The 20,381-nt window shown below is 63.7% G+C and carries 17 protein-coding genes and 1 pseudogene; 13 read left to right on the top strand and 5 right to left on the bottom strand.

The features are described 5' to 3' along the window. Nucleotides 1-13 precede the first annotated feature (13 nt). Together EU800_RS16600 and EU800_RS16595 are read left to right on the top strand one after the other, a co-directional pair. Entirely contained in the window at nt 14-2,476 is a 2,463-nt protein-coding gene (locus tag EU800_RS16600; RefSeq protein WP_129634147.1) for an ATP-binding cassette domain-containing protein, read from the top strand. Between the two features lie 60 nt (nt 2,477-2,536). Then, nucleotides 2,537-3,325 carry an SDR family oxidoreductase gene (locus tag EU800_RS16595; protein WP_129634146.1) on the top strand — a complete coding sequence of 263 codons (789 nt, stop codon included), beginning with the start codon at nt 2,537-2,539 and terminating at the stop codon, nt 3,323-3,325. A 605-nt stretch (nt 3,326-3,930) separates the two neighbouring features. On the opposite strand, the gene EU800_RS16590 is transcribed toward EU800_RS16595, so the two are convergent. Next, nucleotides 3,931-5,145 carry an integrase family protein gene (locus EU800_RS16590; RefSeq protein WP_165354704.1) on the bottom strand — a complete coding sequence of 405 codons (1,215 nt, stop codon included), beginning with the start codon at nt 5,143-5,145 and terminating at the stop codon, nt 3,931-3,933. A 406-nt stretch (nt 5,146-5,551) separates the two neighbouring features. Between EU800_RS16590 and EU800_RS16580 the strand changes: the two are divergent. The 3 genes and pseudogenes from EU800_RS16580 to EU800_RS16570 form a co-directional block, all read left to right on the top strand. Continuing rightward, a pseudogene (locus tag EU800_RS16580) lies at nt 5,552-5,907 on the top strand (DDE-type integrase/transposase/recombinase); the annotation flags it as partial. Between the two features lie 142 nt (nt 5,908-6,049). Continuing rightward, on the top strand, nt 6,050-6,469 hold the full coding sequence (locus EU800_RS16575) for a globin domain-containing protein (RefSeq protein WP_165354703.1): 420 nt from the start codon (nt 6,050-6,052) through the stop codon (nt 6,467-6,469). A 191-nt stretch (nt 6,470-6,660) separates the two neighbouring features. Continuing rightward, nucleotides 6,661-8,406, top strand: a complete 1,746-nt coding sequence (locus EU800_RS16570; RefSeq protein ID WP_129634143.1) for a sugar phosphorylase — start codon at nt 6,661-6,663, stop codon at nt 8,404-8,406. A gap of 63 nt (nt 8,407-8,469) precedes the next feature. Here the strand turns inward: EU800_RS16570 and EU800_RS16565 are convergent, their stop codons facing one another. Next, nucleotides 8,470-9,246, bottom strand: coding sequence for a VPLPA-CTERM sorting domain-containing protein (locus EU800_RS16565; RefSeq protein ID WP_165354702.1), 777 nt, complete (start codon nt 9,244-9,246; stop codon nt 8,470-8,472). A gap of 229 nt (nt 9,247-9,475) precedes the next feature. On the opposite strand from EU800_RS16565, the gene EU800_RS26930 reads away from it, so the two are divergent. Then, nucleotides 9,476-9,943: a DUF4405 domain-containing protein gene (locus tag EU800_RS26930; protein ID WP_165354701.1), complete on the top strand. Its 468-nt coding sequence runs from the start codon at nt 9,476-9,478 to the stop codon at nt 9,941-9,943. A 33-nt stretch (nt 9,944-9,976) separates the two neighbouring features. Here the strand turns inward: EU800_RS26930 and EU800_RS16555 are convergent, their stop codons facing one another. Further along, complete coding sequence (locus EU800_RS16555; RefSeq protein WP_129634141.1) at nt 9,977-11,815, bottom strand: alpha/beta hydrolase; 1,839 nt, start codon at nt 11,813-11,815, stop codon at nt 9,977-9,979. 310 nt (nt 11,816-12,125) lie between these two features. Between EU800_RS16555 and EU800_RS16550 the strand changes: the two genes are divergently transcribed. After that, the gene (locus EU800_RS16550; protein WP_129634140.1) at nt 12,126-13,091 is read left to right on the top strand and encodes a Gfo/Idh/MocA family protein; all 966 of its coding nucleotides are present in this window, start codon (nt 12,126-12,128) and stop codon (nt 13,089-13,091) included. 67 nt (nt 13,092-13,158) lie between these two features. Here the strand turns inward: EU800_RS16550 and EU800_RS16545 are convergent, their stop codons facing one another. Further along, nucleotides 13,159-13,632, bottom strand: a complete 474-nt coding sequence (locus EU800_RS16545; protein WP_129634139.1) for an Lrp/AsnC family transcriptional regulator — start codon at nt 13,630-13,632, stop codon at nt 13,159-13,161. A 229-nt stretch (nt 13,633-13,861) separates the two neighbouring features. Here EU800_RS16545 and EU800_RS16540 point away from each other — a divergent pair, with 229 nt between their 5' ends. The 5 genes from EU800_RS16540 to EU800_RS16520 all read left to right on the top strand — a co-directional run bounded on the left by EU800_RS16540 (nt 13,862) and on the right by EU800_RS16520 (nt 17,987). Beyond that, on the top strand, nt 13,862-14,179 hold the full coding sequence (locus EU800_RS16540; RefSeq protein ID WP_129634138.1) for a DUF2849 domain-containing protein: 318 nt from the start codon (nt 13,862-13,864) through the stop codon (nt 14,177-14,179). A gap of 66 nt (nt 14,180-14,245) precedes the next feature. Continuing rightward, the gene (locus EU800_RS16535; protein WP_129634137.1) at nt 14,246-15,910 is read left to right on the top strand and encodes a nitrite/sulfite reductase; all 1,665 of its coding nucleotides are present in this window, start codon (nt 14,246-14,248) and stop codon (nt 15,908-15,910) included. Then, the gene (locus tag EU800_RS16530) at nt 15,900-16,640 is read left to right on the top strand and encodes a phosphoadenylyl-sulfate reductase (RefSeq protein ID WP_165354708.1); all 741 of its coding nucleotides are present in this window, start codon (nt 15,900-15,902) and stop codon (nt 16,638-16,640) included. The genes EU800_RS16535 and EU800_RS16530 overlap by 11 nt, the downstream gene beginning before the upstream one ends. 15 nt (nt 16,641-16,655) lie before the next feature. Next, nucleotides 16,656-17,057 carry a DUF934 domain-containing protein gene (locus EU800_RS16525; protein ID WP_129634135.1) on the top strand — a complete coding sequence of 134 codons (402 nt, stop codon included), beginning with the start codon at nt 16,656-16,658 and terminating at the stop codon, nt 17,055-17,057. Nucleotides 17,058-17,135: 78 nt separating this feature from the next. After that, nucleotides 17,136-17,987 carry a ferredoxin--NADP reductase gene (locus EU800_RS16520; protein ID WP_129634134.1) on the top strand — a complete coding sequence of 284 codons (852 nt, stop codon included), beginning with the start codon at nt 17,136-17,138 and terminating at the stop codon, nt 17,985-17,987. Between the two features lie 91 nt (nt 17,988-18,078). On the opposite strand, the gene EU800_RS28975 is transcribed toward EU800_RS16520, so the two are convergent. Next, nucleotides 18,079-18,210 carry a hypothetical protein gene (locus EU800_RS28975; RefSeq protein ID WP_256369775.1) on the bottom strand — a complete coding sequence of 44 codons (132 nt, stop codon included), beginning with the start codon at nt 18,208-18,210 and terminating at the stop codon, nt 18,079-18,081. Between the two features lie 210 nt (nt 18,211-18,420). Between EU800_RS28975 and EU800_RS16515 the strand changes: the two genes are divergently transcribed. Then, complete coding sequence (locus EU800_RS16515) at nt 18,421-20,331, top strand: alpha-amylase family glycosyl hydrolase (RefSeq protein WP_129634133.1); 1,911 nt, start codon at nt 18,421-18,423, stop codon at nt 20,329-20,331. Nucleotides 20,332-20,381 lie beyond the last annotated feature (50 nt).

Here is a 20,381-nt window from a genome sequence, read left to right as displayed (position 1 = left end):
GAAAGGGAGCGTCATGACGACCGAAGGCAAATCTCCGATCCTGTCACTGCGGAACATCGCGAAGTCCTATGGACCCATTGAAGTCCTGCACGACATTGATCTGGATATCTTTGCCGGAGAAGTCGTGGCGCTCCTTGGCGAAAACGGTGCCGGAAAATCGACCGTTTCCAATATCATCTCCGGCACGATCCTCCCGACTGCCGGAGCCATGACATGGCAGGGCGCGGAGTACGCGCCTGCCAACCCCCGCGAGTCGATCGACTCCGGTGTCGCCATGATCCATCAGGAACTCATGCTTCTGCCGCACCTGAGCGTGGCGGAAAATATCTTCGTCGGCAGGTATCCGATGTCCGGCGGCCGGCTCGACCGCAAGGAAATGGACCGGCGCGCATATCAGGGGCTCGAGCGGCTCGGGCTCGACATCTCTCCGCGGCGGCTCGTCAAGGGTCTCTCCACCGCCAACCAGCAGCTGATCGAAATTGCCAAGGCGCTTACGCTGAATGCCAGGCTCCTGATCCTCGACGAGCCGACCGCCGCCCTGGGCGGCGCCGAGACCAAGCTTCTGTTCAAACAAATCGAAAAGCTCAAATCCGAAGGCGTCGGGATCATCTACATCTCGCACCGGCTCGAGGAGATCAAACAGATCGCCGATCGCATCGTGGTCTTCCGGGACGGTGCGAAGGTCAAGGAATTCGAGACCGCCGACATCCCTGTGCGAACCATCGTGGAGGCCATGGTGGGTCGCAGCCTCGGGCGCATGTTCCCCGAGGTCCCCACGCCGCAGGAGGAGACCGTTCTCGAGGTCCGAGATCTCGCCTCGCCCAACGGAACCTTTTCAGGGGTCAATTTCGCGGTGAGAAAGGGCGAGATCTTCGGAATTGCGGGCCTCGTCGGCGCCGGTCGGACCGAACTCGTGCGGGCGATCGCAGGGGCAGACCCGATTTCCGGCGGGCAGGTTCTCATGAACGGCGAAGAGATTACGCCGCGCAGCCCGCGCGAGGCGATCGACCGAGGCATCGTACTGGTGCCCGAGGATCGCAAGCTTCAAGGTGTGATCCTCGATCATACCATCGGCGAGAACATTGCCTATGCAAACTTCGAGTCGGTCGGCACGTCCGGCTGGATCAACCGTGGCCGGATGAAGGAATTCACCGACCAGAGTATTGCAAAGTTCGGCGTAAAGGGGCAGAGCCACCAGCGCGCGAGCGAAATGTCGGGCGGCAACCAGCAGAAGGTCGTGATCGCCAAGTGGCTAACCCGGGACCCGAAAGTCGTGCTCCTGGACGAGCCGACGCGCGGTATCGATGTCGGAGCCCGTTCCTCGATCTACGACATCATCGTCGGTCTGGCGGAAACCGGCGTCGCGGTCATCGTCGTGAGTTCGGATCTCGACGAGGTATTGGGCGTCTCCAACCGCATCATGGTCATGTCGAGCGGCCGGCAGAGGGGCATCCTGGACCGCAGTGAGGCGAATGACGTCTATGTCATGGAGCTTGCCACCGCGGGCCATGCCCGGTCCTTTGACCAGGAGGACCTGCTCACCCCCGTGAAGCAGAAGCTCGATCTCGTCTTCATCCCCAAGGTCGTTCATCCTTGGTACGACGTTGTCGCCTCCGGCGCGCGGAAGGCCGTAGAGGAACTCAAGGAGGATGGCATCGATGTGAGTGTGACGTGGGACGCCCCGCCCAAGGCCGAGGTCGAAGACCACCGCCGCCGCATTGCGGCCGGAATCGACCGCAAGCCGGATGGTCTCGCCGTGGCCTGTCTCGATCCCGCCTCCGAGACGCCGCTTCTCGAGCAGGCGATCGAAACGGGCATCAACGTCATCACCTTTGACACCTATTGCTCGGAAAGGTTCAATTTTGTCGGCAACAAGGCCGACCACGAGGACGGCGCGGACCTCGGTCATTTCCTGGCCGAGCGGATCGATGGCTCCGGTAAAGTCGCGATCCTCGCGGGCAGCCCGACGGCCACCAACCACAAGGAGCGCATTGCGGGGTTCAAGGACGCGGTTGCGCACTATCCGGAAATGGAGATCGTGTTCGAGGAACCCGACAACGACAATCTCGAAACGGCGGTCCGTCTGACGGAATCCGCGCTCGCGGCCCATCCCGATCTCGCTGGGATCTTTGCCTGCAATGCCTCGAACCCGATCGGCGCTGCCCGCACGGTGGTCGATGCGGGCAAGTCGGGCGCAATTGCCATCGTCGGCATGGACGACCTGCAAGAAACGATGAAATTCATTGAGACCGGGACCATTGCCGGTGTGAAGGCGCAGCGCCAGTGGGAGATTGGCTACTGGGCCGTGAAGAACCTCGTCGCGATGAACCAGAACCATACCATTCCGCGAGAGCACCTGACGGGGTCGCAATTGCTTACCCGGGAGCGGCTGGCCGATTGGTGGGACGCGAAACGGGGCGACCGCGAACTGAAGGAGCCGGACTCCGGCAAGCGGGCGCAGCGGGCTCAAGCCTGAGATCGACGCCGCTCCGATCGGACTATCCGTACGTAAAAAAGCAAGCCAAGAGGATGTAAAATGGCGGAAATCACTCTGAATGCCCCAGCGCTCTTTGATCTTTCCGGGCGGGTGGCGCTGGTCACCGGGGCTGGAAGCGGCATCGGCCAACGCATCGCCATCGGGTTGGCGCAATGCGGCGCCGATATCGCCTGCCTTGACCGCCGCGAGGACGGCGGCCTGGCCGACACTGCCGGCTTCATCGAGTCCGCCGGACGCAAAGTCCTGACCCTGACCGCCGATGTCACCGATAAACCCGCACTTGTTGATGCGGTAGCAAGAACCGAAGCCGAGCTTGGCGCACTGGGGATCGCCGTGAACTCGGCCGGCATCGCGAATGCCAACCCTGCCGAGGAGATGGAAGAGGCGCAATACCAGACCCTCATGGACATCAACATGAAGGGGGTCTTCTTCTCGTGCCAGGCCGAAGCCGCGGCGATGCTGCGGCACGGCAAGGGCTCGATCATCAATATTGCATCGATGTCGGGCGTGATCGTGAACCGTGGTCTGATGCAGGTCCACTACAACGCGTCCAAGGCTGGTGTCATCCACATGTCCAAGAGTATGGCGATGGAATGGGTCGAGCGCGGTATCCGGGTCAATTCGATCAGCCCCGGCTACACCGCGACTCCGATGAACACCCGGCCTGAAATGGTGCACCAGACCAAAGAATTCGAGAGTCAGACGCCAATGCAACGGATGGCAAGCGTCGACGAGATGGTCGGGCCGGCAATCTTCCTGGCAAGCGATGCCTCGTCCTATTGCACGGGTGTTGACCTCTTAGTCGATGGTGGATTCTGCTGCTGGTAAGGGCCGAGCGGATCGGCTCGCTCCGGGCCGCCAATTGACCCAGCCACAACGAGAGCCTCGGGCCGCCTGATTGGTTAAGTCTCTGAAGCTCGTTTCGGCCACGATGGTGCGCAAACCGATAATATCTCACGGATGAGCGACCGGGCATTCGAGCGCAAGGCAGCGAATGTCCGTGGTCCGCCCTTCCTTAAGAATGCTGCGCGCGCATCGGTCGAGATTTCGCGCTTTCGGCTAAGGTCCGGTAGGTCGGCATTCTTGACGTTCGATATGGCGGTTCCATGGTCCCTGAGTGCCGGCGAGCTAACGAGACCCAGGACGCGCGACTTCCCATCTTGGTCAGGGGCAAATCGAACGGCCCCGAAGAAAGACCGAATACATAGAAGCAGGGTCCGCGGCGCATCGAAAATCACTTGCAGGGGAAGGCAGTTCATACATGCTCCCCTGAATTGTCCTCACTTTGAGGTTAGACTGTTCTCCGAACGAGGAGACAGACGATGAAAAGAAGCCAAAGCCCTTCCGAGTTGAATTTCGGTCAGGACACGAGGAGACATCGAAGATTTGCAACTATTTTGCCGCGGCCAGTATCCACGTTGGATTGGCCCTGATCAGTCTTCGGTGCGGGTCACATCTCGAATCCAGCTTTCCCAATGTGTTTGGATCTGAACACGTGCTTCCCACATCTCGGATTTGTCGTAGCGAGCAATCAGTCCGCGCCGGGAGTGTCCAATCATTGCTTCGCAAAGATCAGTGTCGGCTCCCAGTTCACGGATTCCCGTTCGATAGCCGCGCCGAAGCGAATGCATGGCCAACTGCGGCTCGCCCATCGCCGACTTGACGGGACGAAGTCGTTTCGACCATCCGGCCATCGGCACGTCCCCACGCCCCGGCCAGACCAGCGACGACTGTCTGGGCTGGCTGCCAAGCAGGCTGAGGGACACCGGCCCGAGCGGAACGACGTGATCGCGGCCGGTCTTGGTGACCTCGGCAGGAATGCTCCAGTGGTCGCTGGAAAGATCCTCCCAGCGCATCGCGGCGGTCTCGTTTCGGCGTTGCCCGGTAAGGAGAAGAAACCGCATATAGTCCCGGAACACCGGGTCTCTGGAAGCGTCGGTTGCCTGCCAGAACCGGCGAATTGCATTTGCACCCTGAACGGTAAAGGGTGCGGATCGCGAGAGGCGCTCGGCCTTCGTCATGCGAGGCGCCTTGTAACCCGCCAGGACGGAGGACTGCAGGTGGCCCGCATTGACGGCCCAGTTGAGCATTGCCGCTGCGAAGCCACGAAACGCGGTCGCCGCCGCAGGACCTGATCGATCGGCGCAGCGTTCGATTTCTTTCACGAGGTCGGCGCGACGTACGACCGCGGCCGCGGTGCTCTTTAGCCGTTTCAGGTTTCGGTTCAGTGAGGAGACCGCGGATTTTGCATTGACTACACCCCGACGTTCCAGATCCAAGCCATAGCCGCCAATCAGATCGCCGACGGTCATGTGTTCTTCCGCCTCGACACGTGGATCGATACCGGATCGCATCTGGGAGACTATTGCCAAGGCATGTTTGCGCGCCTGCGCCAGACCGATCTGGTTCACTCCGCCAATCCGGATGTTCCGTTGACGGGCATTCCGGCCTGTTCCGATCCGCCCTCGGACGTAGAAGCTCATTTCTCCGCTTGGTGTAACTCGCACGTAGAGACCGGGACATCCGCCGTCCGGCACCCAGTATTGGCGCGATCCGGAAGCGAGTTGTCGTATTCGCGCCGCGGTCAGCGGTGTTGCCCGATCTCGGGCCTTGGGCTGCTTCTTCGGAAATTCGAGGACGCGCGCCATGCTGATCATCTCCTCTGCGTGTGGCGCATCAGATCGCACCGAGATCGCACCATTTCGCGAAAAGGATAGAAGTGCGACGAGTGACTGTCCACAGAATCTATTTTATTACAGTAAGATAAGGAGGTAGCGCGAAGAGAGGAGAACTGAAGTCCCGTTATTCGCAATGACGAGGTCAGGGGTTCGATTCCCCTCGGCTCCACCAGAAAATCACTCAAGTAATTTTTTTCATTGAAGTCCCCGATAACTCTCGAACTTCTACGTGTCTTTCCATCTTTGCTGGTTCCAAAGCGGGCACTGTGAGCCTGGCGAGATGTCACGCTCCAGCGATTGAGGGTATCAATGCTCCTCAGCCGCGTAGGTCTTGCTGACGGTCTCGTTCACGTCGGACGATGAACGGATTCGAGTGTTAACCGTCAGCAAACGCAAACCACGCCGCTAGACTGTCGGGACACGGGTGCCAATCTTGGTCGAAACGTGGCTCAATGCGCGTTGGTCGCCGGACTTCGTCCATGATCGGTTCGCCGATCGCCAGCGCTTCAGGGTTCTCGACGTGGTCGACGACTTCACCCGGGATTGCCTCGCCGCGATCCCGGACACTCGATCTCGGGGCGCCGTTTGGCATGTGAGCTGACGGCCCTGATCGAACGCCGAGGCGAGCCTGAAATGATTGCCAGCGACAACGGCATTGAACCAACCAGTATTGCAATCTTAACTTTCGCGGCTGCGCACCGGATCGAATGGCATTGCATCGCGCCGGGCAAACGTCGCGTTCGGAGCCCGCGCGGCGGCCCGACGGCCCGGTGCGGCGCATAAACGTCGCAGTCTGCGCTTCGCCGTTCAGCCGCGGGAGATTCCATGACACTGTCGGCGCGACATGATCAGGAGTGCCAGCAAGGAGGGACCCATGCCGCTATCGCCTGAGAAGATCGCGCGCGTCAGGCAGAGCTTCGACGAGCTGCAACCGCTGCACGAACCCACGTCTATGCAATTCTACGAGTCGCTGTTCGCGCGCGAGCCGGAACTGCGCTCGTTGTTCCGCGAAGACCTCAAGGGACAGGGCATGCGGTTCATGAACACGCTCGGCCTGTTGCTGGCCGATATGGAGCATCCCGGCAAGCCCTCGGTGAACTATTCCGAACTCGGCAAGCTGCACCGCGTCCTCGGTATCCGCCAGGCGCATTTCGAACCGATGAAGGAAGCGTTGATGGAGACGCTGAAGGCACGGCTCGGAGATGCCCTGACCCCCAGCCTCGAAGCCGCCTGGCGCGAAGCATTCGACAGCTTCAGCGAAAGGCTGATCGAGGAAGGCGAGATCCCGGCCTGACAGCTCCGGGGCGGGCCCGACCGGCCCGCTTCGCCCGTCCCGAACGCCGTGATATCCGGCGCCGCGCCGTCCTGCCTGCTTTTCGTGCATCCTCGCGACGCGCGCCGGCCGGACGAGGATTACCGCCATTCGGCCTTGAAACCGGTTTGGAATTGATCGAACCCTGTTGGAACGATCGAGGAAGAGCCGCCATGCAAAGATCCGCTCCGAAATTCAAAGCCCGCATCGACTCGCTGCTCGCGCAGATCTATCCCGAGGCCGACCAGGCAGAACTCCGTCAGCATATCATCGAGGCCTTCTGGCCGGAGGGCTCGAGCACGCGCGCCCGCGCACGTCCCGCCGGCAACAACCTCTGGGACGAGACCGACACGATCGTCATCACCTATGGAAACACCATCGTCGACGGCGTCCACAAGCCGCTGGACCTGCTGCGACACTTCCTCGAGGAGAATCTCTCAGGCGCCATCAGCGGCGTGCATATCCTGCCCTTCTTCCCCTTCACCTCCGACGACGGGTTCGCGGTGACCGACTACCGGGCGGTCAATTCCGCGCTCGGGTCCTGGGCCGATATCAGCCGCATCGCCGACGAGTTCAAACTGATGTCGGACCTGGTGCTGAACCATGTCTCGTCCTTCTCGACATGGTTCCAGGAATACCGCCAGGGCCACCCGCCCTTCGACCGCTTCTTCTTCGAGGCGAGCCCCGAGGACGACCTGAGCAGCGTCGTGCGTCCACGCACCTCGCCGCTCCTGCGCGAGGTCGACACGGCCATGGGCAAGAAATACGTCTGGTGCACGTTCAGCCACGACCAGGTCGATCTCGATTTTTCCAACCCCGAGGTTCTGCTGGAGTTCCTCCGCGTGATCCGCCTGCATGTCGACCATGGCGTGCGGATCATCCGGCTCGACGCGGTTGCCTTCATCTGGAAGGAGATCGGCACCAACTGCATCCACCGGCCGCAGACCCACGCCATCGTGCGGCTGATCCGGCTCCTGTTCGACTATGCCTCGGAGCGCCTCGTGCTGCTGACCGAGACCAATGTGCCGAATGCCGAGAACCTCTCCTATTTCGGCAACATGAACGAAGCGCATTCGATCTACAATTTCTCCCTACCGCCGCTCATCCTGCACGCGCTGCTCAACGGGACGGCAAGCGAGCTCAACCGCTGGCAGATGGCGATGCCGCCGGCGCAGATGGGTTGCGCCTATTTCAACTTCACCGCCAGCCATGACGGCATCGGCATGCGGCCTGTCGAAGGGCTGCTCTCCGAGGAGGAGACCGGGGCACTCGTGGAGTCCGTCCGCAATTTCGGCGGGCTGGTCTCGATGCGCTCGATGCCGGATGGCAGCCAGCGGCCCTACGAGCTCAACATAACCTGGTATGACGCGATGCAGGGCACGGTCGAAGGGCCGGACGAGTGGCAACACGAGCGCTTCCTCTGCTCGCAGACTATCGTCATGGCGCTTGAGGGCCTGCCGGCCTTTTACATCCACGCGCTGCTCGGCACGCCGAACGACCACGACGGCGTCGCCAAGACCGGAATCAACCGGGCGATCAACCGCCACCGCTGGGACTACGACGCGCTGCGCGCCGCGCTTTCGGACCCGACGAGCCGGCAATCGCGGGCGCTCTCGGACATGAAGGCCCGCATCGGCATCCGCGTGAAGCAAAAGGCGTTCCACCCGAACGCGACGCAGTTCACCCTGCATCTGGGCGACGAGCTCTTCGGCTTCTGGCGCCAGAGCCTCGACCGCGCGCAGTCGATCTTCGCTATACACAATGTGACCGACCGGGAAGTCACGCTACCGTCGGTCTCGATCAACCTGATTGGCGGCGCCGACTGGATCGATCTGATCTCCGGCGATCGGATCGCCACCTCGGGTGGAGACATCACCTTTGCGCCCTATCAGTGCCGCTGGATCAGCAACCGGGCGTGATCCCATAGGCAGAACAAGACGCCCAGTGGAGACCGGGCGTCTTGTCGATTGCGGTTTGCTCTGTCAGCGCCGGCGACGCGCGGCGAGGCCGAGCGCACCCAGCCCGGTCAGGACAAGCGGCAGCCCTGCCGGAAGCGGCACCGGCGCGGGCTCGAGCGTCGCGACGAAATTGTCGAAGTAGAGCGTACGATCCACGCCGGCATCTGTGTTGACGTTCTGCAGGATGACATCGGCAAGCCCGACTGTGCCGTTGGCAGCGCCGGTCAGCAGCGCCTCATCGCTGACACTGTAGGTGAATTGATCGGTATGCGTATTGAGCGAAATCGACAGCGTGACGAATTCTCCGTAGGCGAACCCCGTGGGCAGGCCGAGGCCGATCCATCCACCGTTGAGGAAGTCGAAGGCCATGAACTGGTTGTCGAAGAATTCGAGGATCGGATAGGCGCTGACGGCTCCGCCCGCGTCGATCCCTGTTCCCCAGATACCGCCGAACCGGCCTGCGGCGTTCTCGAAACTCGGATCGATGTAGAAATCGATGGAGACCGTGGTCGCGGCGCCCAGGTCAAATTTCCGGCCCTGGGTGTTGTAGAAAGCCCCGGCGGCATAGGCCGGCCGGCCCGCCGCGCTGTCATCTGCCGAGATCGTGACGGCGAGCCGTCCATCTCCTATGAACTCCTGCGACTCGAACGCCGCAGGCGCATAGCGATCCGTGTACCACGCGCCCGCGGTCTGGCTCTCGGCAAGCACCGGGTCGGTGCTGAAGTCCTGAGACGTGATCACGGTGGCGCCTGCGATGCCCGCATGGGCAAGGCAGGCAAGTGTCAGTAGCGTCTTGAGCATTTCCATCCTCGTTAAAAGGTTACCGTTTCCCAGCTCGGGGTCTACCGAGAGAAAATGTCGAATGTTTGAGACAAATCGGGTCAAAACCCGTGAACTCGCTTCCCGCCAACATCGTCGGGCCTCACCCTTTCTGCCGTCTCGGCGACGGGAAATGCCGCTCTCTGCGTATAAGGGGATAACAGGGCCGATGCCGTGCGCAGTGGTCGGCCGATATCCAGTGGAGGGTTTCATGGCACAGTCGATCGCAACGCATACCGCCGGCGGAGCCGCCCGCCTCTCAGGCCGCGCCCTCGCCGCCTTCGGTGTGAGCTTCAGCTTCGTGGTGATGCTCTGGAGCGGGCTGATGCTCTACATTGCCCCCAAGGGCCGGGTCGCCCAGCAGATCGGCTGGGAGATTTTCGGCCTCGGGCGCGACGGCTGGGAAGCCCTGCATATTGCCACCGGCCTGGTCTTCGTCGGCTTCGTGGCCTGGCATTTCCTCGTCCACCTGCGCGTTTACAAGACCCTGCTCGGCGGCACGCCGATGCATCCCAAGGGCCACCGCCGCGAAGCCTGGCTTGCAGCGGCGATCGCGCTCTTCGTGGCAATCGCCGCGCTTCAGGCCTGGCCGCCGGTGCAATGGGCGATCGACGGAAACAGCTATTTGAAGCAGGTCCACTGGGCGCCGGACGGACGTCCCGGACGGGGCACCCGCTGATCCCCGCGCCCAGGCGCGCCGCATCTGGAGTTCTCACATCTGGAGGACGTAGCTTCCCGGCGCCGGCTCCAGCGGCGGCAGGCCCGCCTGGGGCGCACCCATCAGCGGCGGCGGCACCATTGCGCCGCTGCTCTTCTCGGCAAGGAAACAGGCCCATTCTTCCCACCAAGACCCGTCCTGCACCGCGTGACGGGCCAGCCAGGTGTCGGGGTCCATGTAGTGATACTCCGCCGCGCGATGGCCGATGCGGTACTGCCGTCCCCGGTGCCCAGGTTCGGAGAGGATGCCGGAATTGTGCCCGCCCGAGGTCAGCACGAAGACCTGCTCGGCCTCGTTGAAGAGCCCGATCTTGTAGACCGACCGCCATGGCGCGATGTGGTCTTTCTCCGTGCCGACGATGAAGAGCGGCACGGCGATATCGCGCAACGCGATCACCTTGCCGTCGACCGCGAAACGCCCGCCGGTCAGCCGGTTCTCGAGGAACAGGCCACGCAGGTATTGCGCATGCATCTTGTAAGGCATCCGGGTCGCGTCGGCGTTCCAGGCCGCGATGTCGAAGGGTTTCTCCTGTTCGCCCAGCAGATAGCGGCGGATCGCCCGCGCCCAGACCAGTTCCTCCGCGCGAAGCGCCTGGAAGGCGCCCGCCATCTGGTCCTGGTCGAGATAGCCCTGGTCCCACATCATGTCCTCGAGATAGGCGATCTGGCTCTCGTCGAGGAAAATCGTCACTTCGCCGGCCTCGGTGAAATCGGTCTGCGCCGCAAGCAGCGTGACCGAGGCCAGACGCGTGTCGTGCTCGCGCGCCATCGTGGCCGCGGCGATCGACAGGATCGTTCCGCCGAGGCAATAGCCGCAGGCGTGGATCTTCTGGTCCGGAACGATCGTCGATACGGCATCGACCGCCGCCATGACCCCCTGCTTGCGGTATTCGTTGAGTCCGCAATCGGCATAGCTGGCATCCGGATTGACCCAGGAGATGCAGAACACCGTGAAACCCTGCGAGACGAGATAGCGGATGAGCGAGTTCTTCTGGCTGAGATCGAGAATGTAGTATTTCATGATCCAGGCCGGCACGATCAGGATCGGTTCGGAGTGGACCTTGTCGGTCGTCGGCGCATACTGGATCAGCTCCATCAGCCTGTTGCGGAACACCACTTCGCCGGGCGTGCAAGCAATGTTCTCACCGACCTGGAAGCCCTCCGGCATCGGCTTGGCTTCTCCCGAGAGCTCGCGCACCGCGTCCTCGAGGAAATTTCGCGCGCCATCGGTCAGGTTGCGCCCGCCACTCTCGAGCGTCTTCGCCACGACCTCCGGATTGGTCAGCGGAAAGTTGGAGGGCGCCATGGCGTCGAGGATCTGCTGGGCCTGGAAGCCGACCCGCTCGACCGATTTGTGGCGCATACCGCGCACCTCGCTGGTGGCGGCGGTCCACCAGTCCTCCATCGCGAGATAGCCCTGCTTCCAGATATTGAAGGGCGGGCTGTCCCAGCCGTCGTGGGCGAACCGCGAGTCGTCCCTGCGCGGCGTAAACCCTTCGGCGATGCCGAACATGCTGAGCCAGAACTTGCGGCTGTTCTCTACCGCCCGTTCGGCCAGCGCCTGCTGGCGGCCGGGGGCCTGGGCGAGGTGCCGCCCCCAGTCAAGCCAGGCAGCCTGCGAGGCGTTGACAGACATCCCGTTGGTCAACTGTGCGTTGCGGGCGCGTATCGAGCGGTCGATGTTCTGGAAACGGCGCTTGGCAGCCTGCGGCTTTGGCAGCGCCGTCGGCTTACGGTGCGGCGTGGCGGCGGCTTTCGGCGACGGCGCGTCATCTGCGGCGGTCCGGGTCGGAAGTTTGGTGACGCTCCCGGGTCTTGCTGTGGATTTTCTCATAATCGACATCTCGCACTGGTCTGGGGGCTGGCCTGACTCTTCTGCGCCTCGCAGGGCGCCGCATTGCAGCATACTCAATCTTCGCGCGGATTGCGGTGGGAGTAAACGCGACCAAGCTACACCGTTAGCGCAACACGTCGTGCAAGGATCACCCTCCAGGGCGTGTCCGGCGGCCGCCGGACGCCAGAGTTCGCGCCGCATCAATCGCCGAAGGGAGCGCTTTGACACCGGCTGCGCTCTGGTCGATGTTGTCGCCGATCCTCGGCCATGCGCGCGGAGGGAGCAGGAACAGGGCAGGAGGTTCAAATCCATGCAGATCATCCGGTGGGGCATTCTCGGTGCAGCGAAATTCGCCCGCGAACATATGGGGCCGGCAATCCATGCCGCTGATGGTGCAGCCTTGGCGGCGCTTGCAACCAGCTCGGACGACAAGGCGGCCGCCTTCGAAAGCCGGTTTCCCGGCATCCGGCGACATCACGAGTATGACGCCTTGCTTGCCGATCCGGAGATCGACGTCATCTACATCCCGCTGCCGAACAGCATGCATGTCGAGTGGACGATACGGGCGCTCGAAGCCGGCAAGGCGGTGCTCTGCGAAAAGCCGGTGGCGATGGAAACCGCCGATTTCGACCGGCTGATCGCCGCCCGCGATGCTGCCGGAACACTCGCCGCCGAGGCCTATATGGTGGTGCAACACCCGCAGTGGATCCGCGCAAAGGACCTGATCGCAGATGGTGCGATCGGCCGGCTGGAGCAGGTCACCGCCGCCTTTTCGTTCAACAATCCAGACCCGGCCAATATCCGCAACCAGGCCGCGGCCGGCGGCGGTGCGCTGCGCGACATCGGCGTCTACCCGCTCGGCACGACGCGCTTCGTCACCGACGCGGAACCGGTCGCGGCGGAGGCCAAGATCACCTGGACCGACGGCTATGACACCACTTCGCGCAGCCGACTCGACTTTCCCGGCTTCCAGATGAACATGCTGGTCTCGACCCGCCTCGCGCCCTTCCAGGAAATGCTCTTCCACGGCGAGGACGGGCTGATCCGGCTCGCTTTCCCCTTCAACGCCAACACCGCCGGCGAGGCGCGGGTCGAGCTGATCCGCGGCAACGAGACCCGCGTCGAGCGCTGGCCGGGCGTGAACCAGTATGTGCTGCAGGTCGAAGCCTTCGGCAACAGCCTGCGCAGCGGTGTGCCCTATCCCTGCCCGCTCGAGTTCAGTCGGGGCACCCAGGCGGCGATGGACATGATCTTCGCCGCCGATCCGGCGCCCTGAGGCCGGGGCGCCTTCTGCCGACGGGTCCGGCGCATTCGTGCCGGCCCCACGACACCCCAGCGGCGCGCTATCCCGCGATATCCAGCGGCAGCGCCGTAGTCGCCTTGATCTCCTCCATGGACAGCAGCGCCGTTACGTTGTGGATCCGCACTTCGGAGATCAGTGCCTGATAGAACCGGTCATAGGCCCGCGCATTGGGCACGCGCACCTTCAGGATATAGTCGATATCTCCCGCCAGACGGTGCGCCTCCAGCACCTCCGGCCGGGCGTGCAGCGCTTCCAGAAAGCGCCGCTGCCAGGCTGACTCGTGTTCGCTGGTACGTATCAGCACGAAGAAACAGGCCTCCAGCCCAAGCGCTTCGGCGTCCAGCAGCGCGGTGGTCTGGCGGATCACTCCGGCCTCGCGCATCTTGCGCACCCGATTCCAGACCGGCGTCTTCGACGACCCCACCGCGCGGGCGATCTCGTCGAGCGACTGGCCCGCGTCGCGCTGCAACTCCGAAAGGATCTTCCGGTCAAGCGCATCAAGCCGGACGGACATCCAACACTCCTTTCCATTTTGGGAACGTCTCTTCCCGGATAAGGATGGATTGGAACACACGTCCTTCTTTTTGCCAAGGACTGGCGAATGGTCGGAACAAAATTCTATATTCGGAGGAAGAAACAGCGTCTGGATCGGACCGATGCGACCCTTCCCGGTGTCACCAGGATCTCGTCGGTTCGGGCCGGGCGCCTAACCCGCCGCGCGCCAAGCCCAAGGATCAGGCCAGATGTCTCGCCCCTTCACGCCCAAGATCGTGACCGCCAATGCGCTCCTCGAGGGCGATGTCGTCTACCTGACCGAAGATGACCGCTGGTCGCGCCGCCACGAGGATGCCGAACTCTTGGAGGACGAGGCGCATGCCACGATCCGCCTGCTCGAGGCCGAGCGTCAGGGCGACCGAATCGTCGGCGCCTATCTTGCCGATGCCCGGCGTGGCCCCAAGGGTCCGGCTCCAGTGCATTTTCGCGAGGCGTTCCGCGCACGCGGCCCCTCGAACTACCGTCATGGCAAACAGGCAGACAGCCATATCCATGATGGAAATTGAATATGTCTTTCAACTTTCCTGAATCGCATCTTCAGGTTAGACGAAAGTAAAGGCCGGAGACTCCGCATGTATCGCTACGACGAATTCGACGCCGCCTTCCTCGCCAAGCGCAACGAACAGTTCCGCGCCCAGGTCGAGCGCCGCATCGAAGGTGCGCTCACCGAGGAGGAATTCAAGCCGCTGAGGCTTATGAACGGGCTCTATCTCCAGCTCCACGCCTACATGCTCCGCGTCGCCATCCCCTATGGCTCGCTCGACTCCGCCAAGATGCGCAAGCTGGCCGAGATCGCCGAACGCTGGGACAAGGGCTACGGCCATTTCACCACGCGCCAGAACATCCAGTACAACTGGCCGCGCCTGCGCGACGTGCCGGACATGCTCGATGCGCTGGCCGAGGCCGGACTGCACGCGATCCAAACATCCGGAAACACGATCCGCAACGTGACCTCGGACCATTTCGCCGGCGCCGCTGCCGATGAGATTGCCGACCCGCGGCCCTATGCGGAGCTGATCCGGCAATGGTCCACCGACCACCCGGAGTTCCAGTTCCTGCCACGCAAGTTCAAGATCGCGATCACCGGCTCGCCCAACGACCGCGCCGTGACCCGCGCCCATGACATCGGCCTGAGGATGGTCGAGCGCGACGGCCGGGCGGGCTTCGAGGTGATCGTCGGCGGCGGTCTCGGGCGCACGCCGATGATTGGCAAAGTGGTGCGGGACTTCCTGCCAGAAGGCGAGTTGCTGCCCTATCTGGAGGCGGTGCTGCACGTCTACAACCGCCACGGACGCCGGGACAACAAATACAAGGCGCGGATCAAGATCACCGTCCACGAGACCGGGATCGAGGCGATCCGCGAGGAGATCGAGGCCGCCTTTGCCGTCACACGGGCCGAGTTCGAGGGTGTCGACGAGAATGCGCTGGAGCGGATCCGGGCGCGGTTCCGGGCGCCGAGCCTCGTGCCGGGCGGCGCCGGTGCCTATGAAGACGCTCGCCTCAACCCTGCCTTCCGCGCCTGGGCCGACAGCAACCTCGCCGAGCACCGCGATCCCGACCACGCCATCGTCACCATCTCGCTCAAGGCCCCGGGCGAGACTCCGGGCGACGCGACCGCGGGGCAGATGCGGGTCATGGCCGACCTGGCCGAGCGCTTCGGCTATGACGAGCTGCGCATCAGCCACCAACAGAACGTGATCTTGCCGCATGTCCGCAAGGCGGACCTCGCGGAGGTCTATGAGGAGTTGAAGGCCGCCGGGCTCGCCACCGCCAATGTCGGGCTCGCCTCCGATATCATCGCCTGCCCCGGCATGGATTACTGCGCGCTGGCCACCGCGCGCTCGATCCCGGTCGCGCAGCAATTGGCGAAGCGGATCGAGGACCTCCGTATCGAGCACGAAGTCGGACCGCTTCAGATCAAGATCTCGGGCTGCATCAACGCCTGCGGCCACCACCATGTCGGCCATATCGGCATTCTCGGGCTCGATCGCGGCGGGGTGGAGACCTATCAGATCACCCTCGGCGGCGATGCCACCGAGACCGCCGCCATCGGCGAGCGTACTGGCCCCGGCTTCTCCTTCGAGGAGATCGTTCCGGCGATTGAACGGCTGATGCTCGCCTATCTCGAGGTGCGCGAGGACGAGAGCGAGACCTTCCTCGACGCCTATCGCCGCCTCGGCCCCCACCCCTTTAAGGAAGCCCTCTATGGCCCGGAGAAACGCCGCGATGCAGCCTGACACCCGGATCCCTGCCGTCCCCGCCAATCGTGCGGAGATCTTGACAAGCGCCCTCGACGGGCTGTCCGGCGCCGAGCGTCTTGCGGCGGCGCTGGCGCATCCGTTGACCGGCCGGACCGCCATGGTCTCGTCCTTCGGCGCGGACTCGGTCGTGCTGTTGCATCTCTTGTCACTGGTCGCGCCGGCGACGCCCGTGCTCTTCATCGACACGCAAATGCTGTTCCCCGAGACACTCGACTACCAGCGAGACGTGGCGCAGGCGCTCGGGCTCACCGGCATCCGCGTGATCCGTGCCCGCGCGATGCATCTGGCGCAGCGCGACCCGGCCAACGCCCTGCACCTGAGCGACCCCGATGCCTGCTGCGATCTTCGCAAGACCGAACCGCTGGCCCGTGCGCTCGCGCCGTTCGACGGCTGGATCTCCGGCCGGAAGCGCTTCCAGTCGGGCACCCGCGCACGGCTGCCGCTGGTCGAGGAGGATGCGGGCAAGCTCAAGATCAACCCGATGGCCGACTGGACCGGCGAGGAGATCGCCGACTACATCGCCACTCACGACCTGCCCCGCCACCCGCTGGTCGCCAAGGGCTACCCGTCGATCGGTTGTGCGCCCTGCACCTCGCCAGTCGCAGAGGGCGAGGACCCGCGTGCGGGCCGCTGGCGCGGCCGGGACAAGGTCGAATGCGGCATCCATTTCGTCGACGGACGGATGGTGCGCGGCGCCGCGGCCTGAGAAGAGGACATGTCCATGACCACCATCGTCAAAGACCAGGGCTTCGCGTCCGAGGATTTCCACGCCCCCTTCGCGGCGCCCGAGGACTCGGACGGCGCCCGCGCGCTCGACCTGCCGTCGGATTTCGACACCGCGACGCTTGCAGGCTTCGACGGCATAGAGATGATCCGCGTAGACTTCCCGAGCTTCGCCGATGGCCGCGGCTTCTCGATCGCCCGCGCCCTGCGCCGGGCCGGCTATGGCGGCCGGCTGCGCGCCCGCGGCCATGTCCTCGCCGACCAATACGCGATGGCCCGCCGCTCGGGATTCGACGAGGTCGAGATCGACGAAAGCCTCGCCGCCCGCCAGCCCGAGGACCAGTGGCGGGCCCGCGCCGACTGGCGCGAGCACGACTATCGGTCGCGCCTCGCCGGCTGACCCGCCCCTTTACAGATATTCAACACCCCGCATACACGAAAGGAACGGTTCCCGAAGGGGCGCCGCACCAGTGACCGCATGACCGAGCTGAGACCCGTGACAGACTCCGAAGCCATCAAGGCCGTTCCAACCCTGCCCGACGCGCAGAAGGTGACATTCGTCAAGCACTGGACGGACCGCCTGTTCCACTTCCGCTGCACCCGGCCGCGTTCCCTGCGCTTCCGGTCCGGCGAGTTCGTGATGATCGGGCTGATGGGAGAGCCGGACCCGAAGACCGGCAAGGCCAAGCCGATCCTGCGCGCCTATTCCATCGCTTCGCCCGCCTGGGATGAGGAACTGGAATTCTATTCGATCAAGGTCCCGAACGGACCGCTGACATCGAAGCTGCAGCTCATCCAGCCGGGCGACGAGATCATCCTGCGCCCCAAGCCCGTCGGCACGCTGGTTCACGACGCGCTGCTGCCCGGCAAGCGGATCTGGTTCTTCGCGACCGGCACCGGCTTTGCGCCCTTCGCCTCGCTGCTGCGCGATCCGCAGACCTACGAGGACTATGACGAGGTCATCATAACCCACACCTGCCGAGAGGTCGGCGAGCTGGCCTATGGCGCGGAACTCATCGAGGAGATCCGCAAGGACGAACTGCTGGCCGAGCTGATCGGCGAGGGGTTCCACGAGAAGCTGCGCTACTACCCGACCACCACCCGCGAGGAGAGCCCGAAGATGGGCCGCATCACCGACCTGATGCGGTCCGGCGATGTCTTCCGCGACTTGGGCGTCGAACCGCTCGCCCCCGAAACCGACCGCGCCATGGTCTGCGGCAACCTCGCCTTCAACCTCGAGCTGAAGGACATGCTGGAGGAATACGGCCTTAGCGAGGGCGCCAATTCCGAACCGCGCGAATATGTCGTCGAGAAGGCCTTCGTGGACTGACGCCGGCTCCCGGAGGATCTGCCGAGACGCCGCACCGCACCGGCGCGACCATCTTTCCCGACAGACCTCCCGGAAGTGATGTCGCGCCGGGCTACTGAGAAGCGCCCTCGCTGGACGCTGCGGGCGGCGTTTCGGTGGCCTCCTCCGACCCACCGCCGCTGAAGAGGAAATAGGCGCCCAACACGACCACCACGGCAACTGCCACTCCGATCCACTTGTTCATCCGTCCAACTCCCTGACTGGAGATTGAGTCGCTTTCGAGTGCGACCTCTCCATCATGCCACACCCTCGTGCCCGGACCCATGCGCGTGTTCGGTTGCGGCCGGTTTCGGCAGAAGCATGCTTCCGCCTGCGCGACATCCCTTTCGGTCCGTCCGGAGCATCGCTAGAAACGGTGCACACACGACTCCGGACATTGAAGACGAGCCGCCCGATGGATATCGCCCACGAATCCCGCAAGACCCTCGCACTGATCGTCGAAGACCTGGATTTGTCCGCGATACCGGCTTGCCGCCGAGCGGCCTTCCTGGCCCGTCTCGAAAGCCACTTCCCGGCGCTTTTCGAGAACATGCTGACGCTCTATGGCCACCGCTACGACGCCGCGCTGCAGATGCGCCGGCTGGTGGAACAGCTTGCGCAGCACCAGGTCAAAAAGCACCACAGCGGGCTGAAGGGAGCGGAGGAGCCGTGGTACCTCTCCGGAAAGGAGGTCGGCCTTGCGGCCTATGTCGATCTCTTCGGCGGCGACCTCAAGGGGATGATCGACCGGATCCCCTATCTCGAAGAGCTCGGCATCACCTATCTCTACCTGCTGCCGCTCTACGACGCGCCGAAGGAGAACAGCGACGGAGGCTACGCCGTCTCCGACTACCGCAAGGTCGACCCGAAGCTCGGCACCAACAAGGATCTCAAGGCGCTGGCCGACGCGCTGCACAAGCGCGGCATCCGGCTGGCGCTGGACTTCGTCTTCAACCACACCTCCGACGAGCATGCCTGGGCACAGGCGGCGCGGGCCGGCGATCCGCGCTACCGGGATTTCTACTGGATCCTCGACGAGGCGGACGCCCGCGCCTATGACGCGACGCTGCGCGAGATCTTCCCCACCGTCCGCCGCGGCTCATTCACTTTCGACGAAAGCATGGGCAAGTGGGTCTGGACGACTTTCAATTCCTTCCAGTGGGATCTGAACTATTCCAACCCCGACGTCTTCGTCTCGGTGGTGGGCGAGATGCTGCACCTCGTCGGCATGGGCGCCGACGTGCTGCGCCTCGACGCGCTGGCGTTCGTCTGGAAAGAAATGGGAACGGTCTGCGAAAGCCTGCCCAAGGCGCATGTCCTGATCCAGTGCTTCAACCTCTGCCTGCGTATCGCCGCGCCGCATGTCCATTTCAAGTCCGAGGCCATCGTCCATCCCGACGAAGTCAACCAGTATATCGGCACGCATGAATGCGAGTTGTCCTACAACCCGCTGATGATGGCGCTGATGTGGGAGAGCCTGGCGACGCGGCGCACCGAACTTCTGGAAGCCTCGCTGGAAAAGAGCTTCGCGATCCCGAAAGACGCAGCGTGGGTCAATTACATCCGCTGCCACGACGACATCGGCTGGACCTGGGACGACGCGGTCTCATGGCGGTTCGGTATAAACGGCCAAGATCACCGAAGTTTCCTCAACCGTTTCTACACCTGCCAGTTCGAGGGCAGCTTCGCCGACGGCGTTCCGTTCCAGCTGAACCCGACCACCGGCGACTGCCGGGTCTGCGGAACGCTGGCGTCTCTCGCCGGTGTCGAACGTGCCGCCGCCTCGGGCGATCCGGTTCTGCTTGAGCACGCCCTGCGCCGGGTGCGGCTGCTCCATGGATTGGTGCTCTCCGCGCCGGGCCTGCCGCTCCTCTACCAGGGCGACGATCTCGGGATTTTCAACGACATGAGCTATCTCGCCGATCCGGGGAAGGCGGAGGACTCCCGCTGGGTGCACCGCAAACCCCTGAGTGCGGCGGATTTCGCCACCGCCGGAGATCCGGAAACGCCGCAGGGCCGCATTGCCGCCGATCTCGCGCGGATGATCCGGATGCGAAAGGCGCACCGCGTCTTCGGCCCGTCCGATTTCCGCCTGGTTCGGCACGAATCCCCGCATGTCTTCGCGTTCCGCCGCCGCACCGCGGAGGAGGAATTGCTGGTGATCGCGAATTTCAGCGAACACGAGATCCCGACCGGCCTCGACCTCACCGCCGCGCTCGAGAGCGGCGCGCCGCGGGACCTGCTCGATCCTGAGCGGGTCGAGTCGCGCCGGTCGCTGACGCTGGAACCCTACGCGATGCACTGGTTCCACGCACCGCTCAGGTAACTGTCCAAGTCCGGAGCTGAAATATCCGCGCGCCCGGCACGCCGGCACGT

Source organism: Tropicimonas sp. IMCC6043, assembly GCF_004146235.1.
Taxonomy (GTDB): Bacteria; Pseudomonadota; Alphaproteobacteria; order Rhodobacterales; family Rhodobacteraceae; genus Tropicimonas.
Note: the sequence above shows the minus strand (reverse complement) of the source record. Positions and strands in the feature narration are given on the sequence as shown.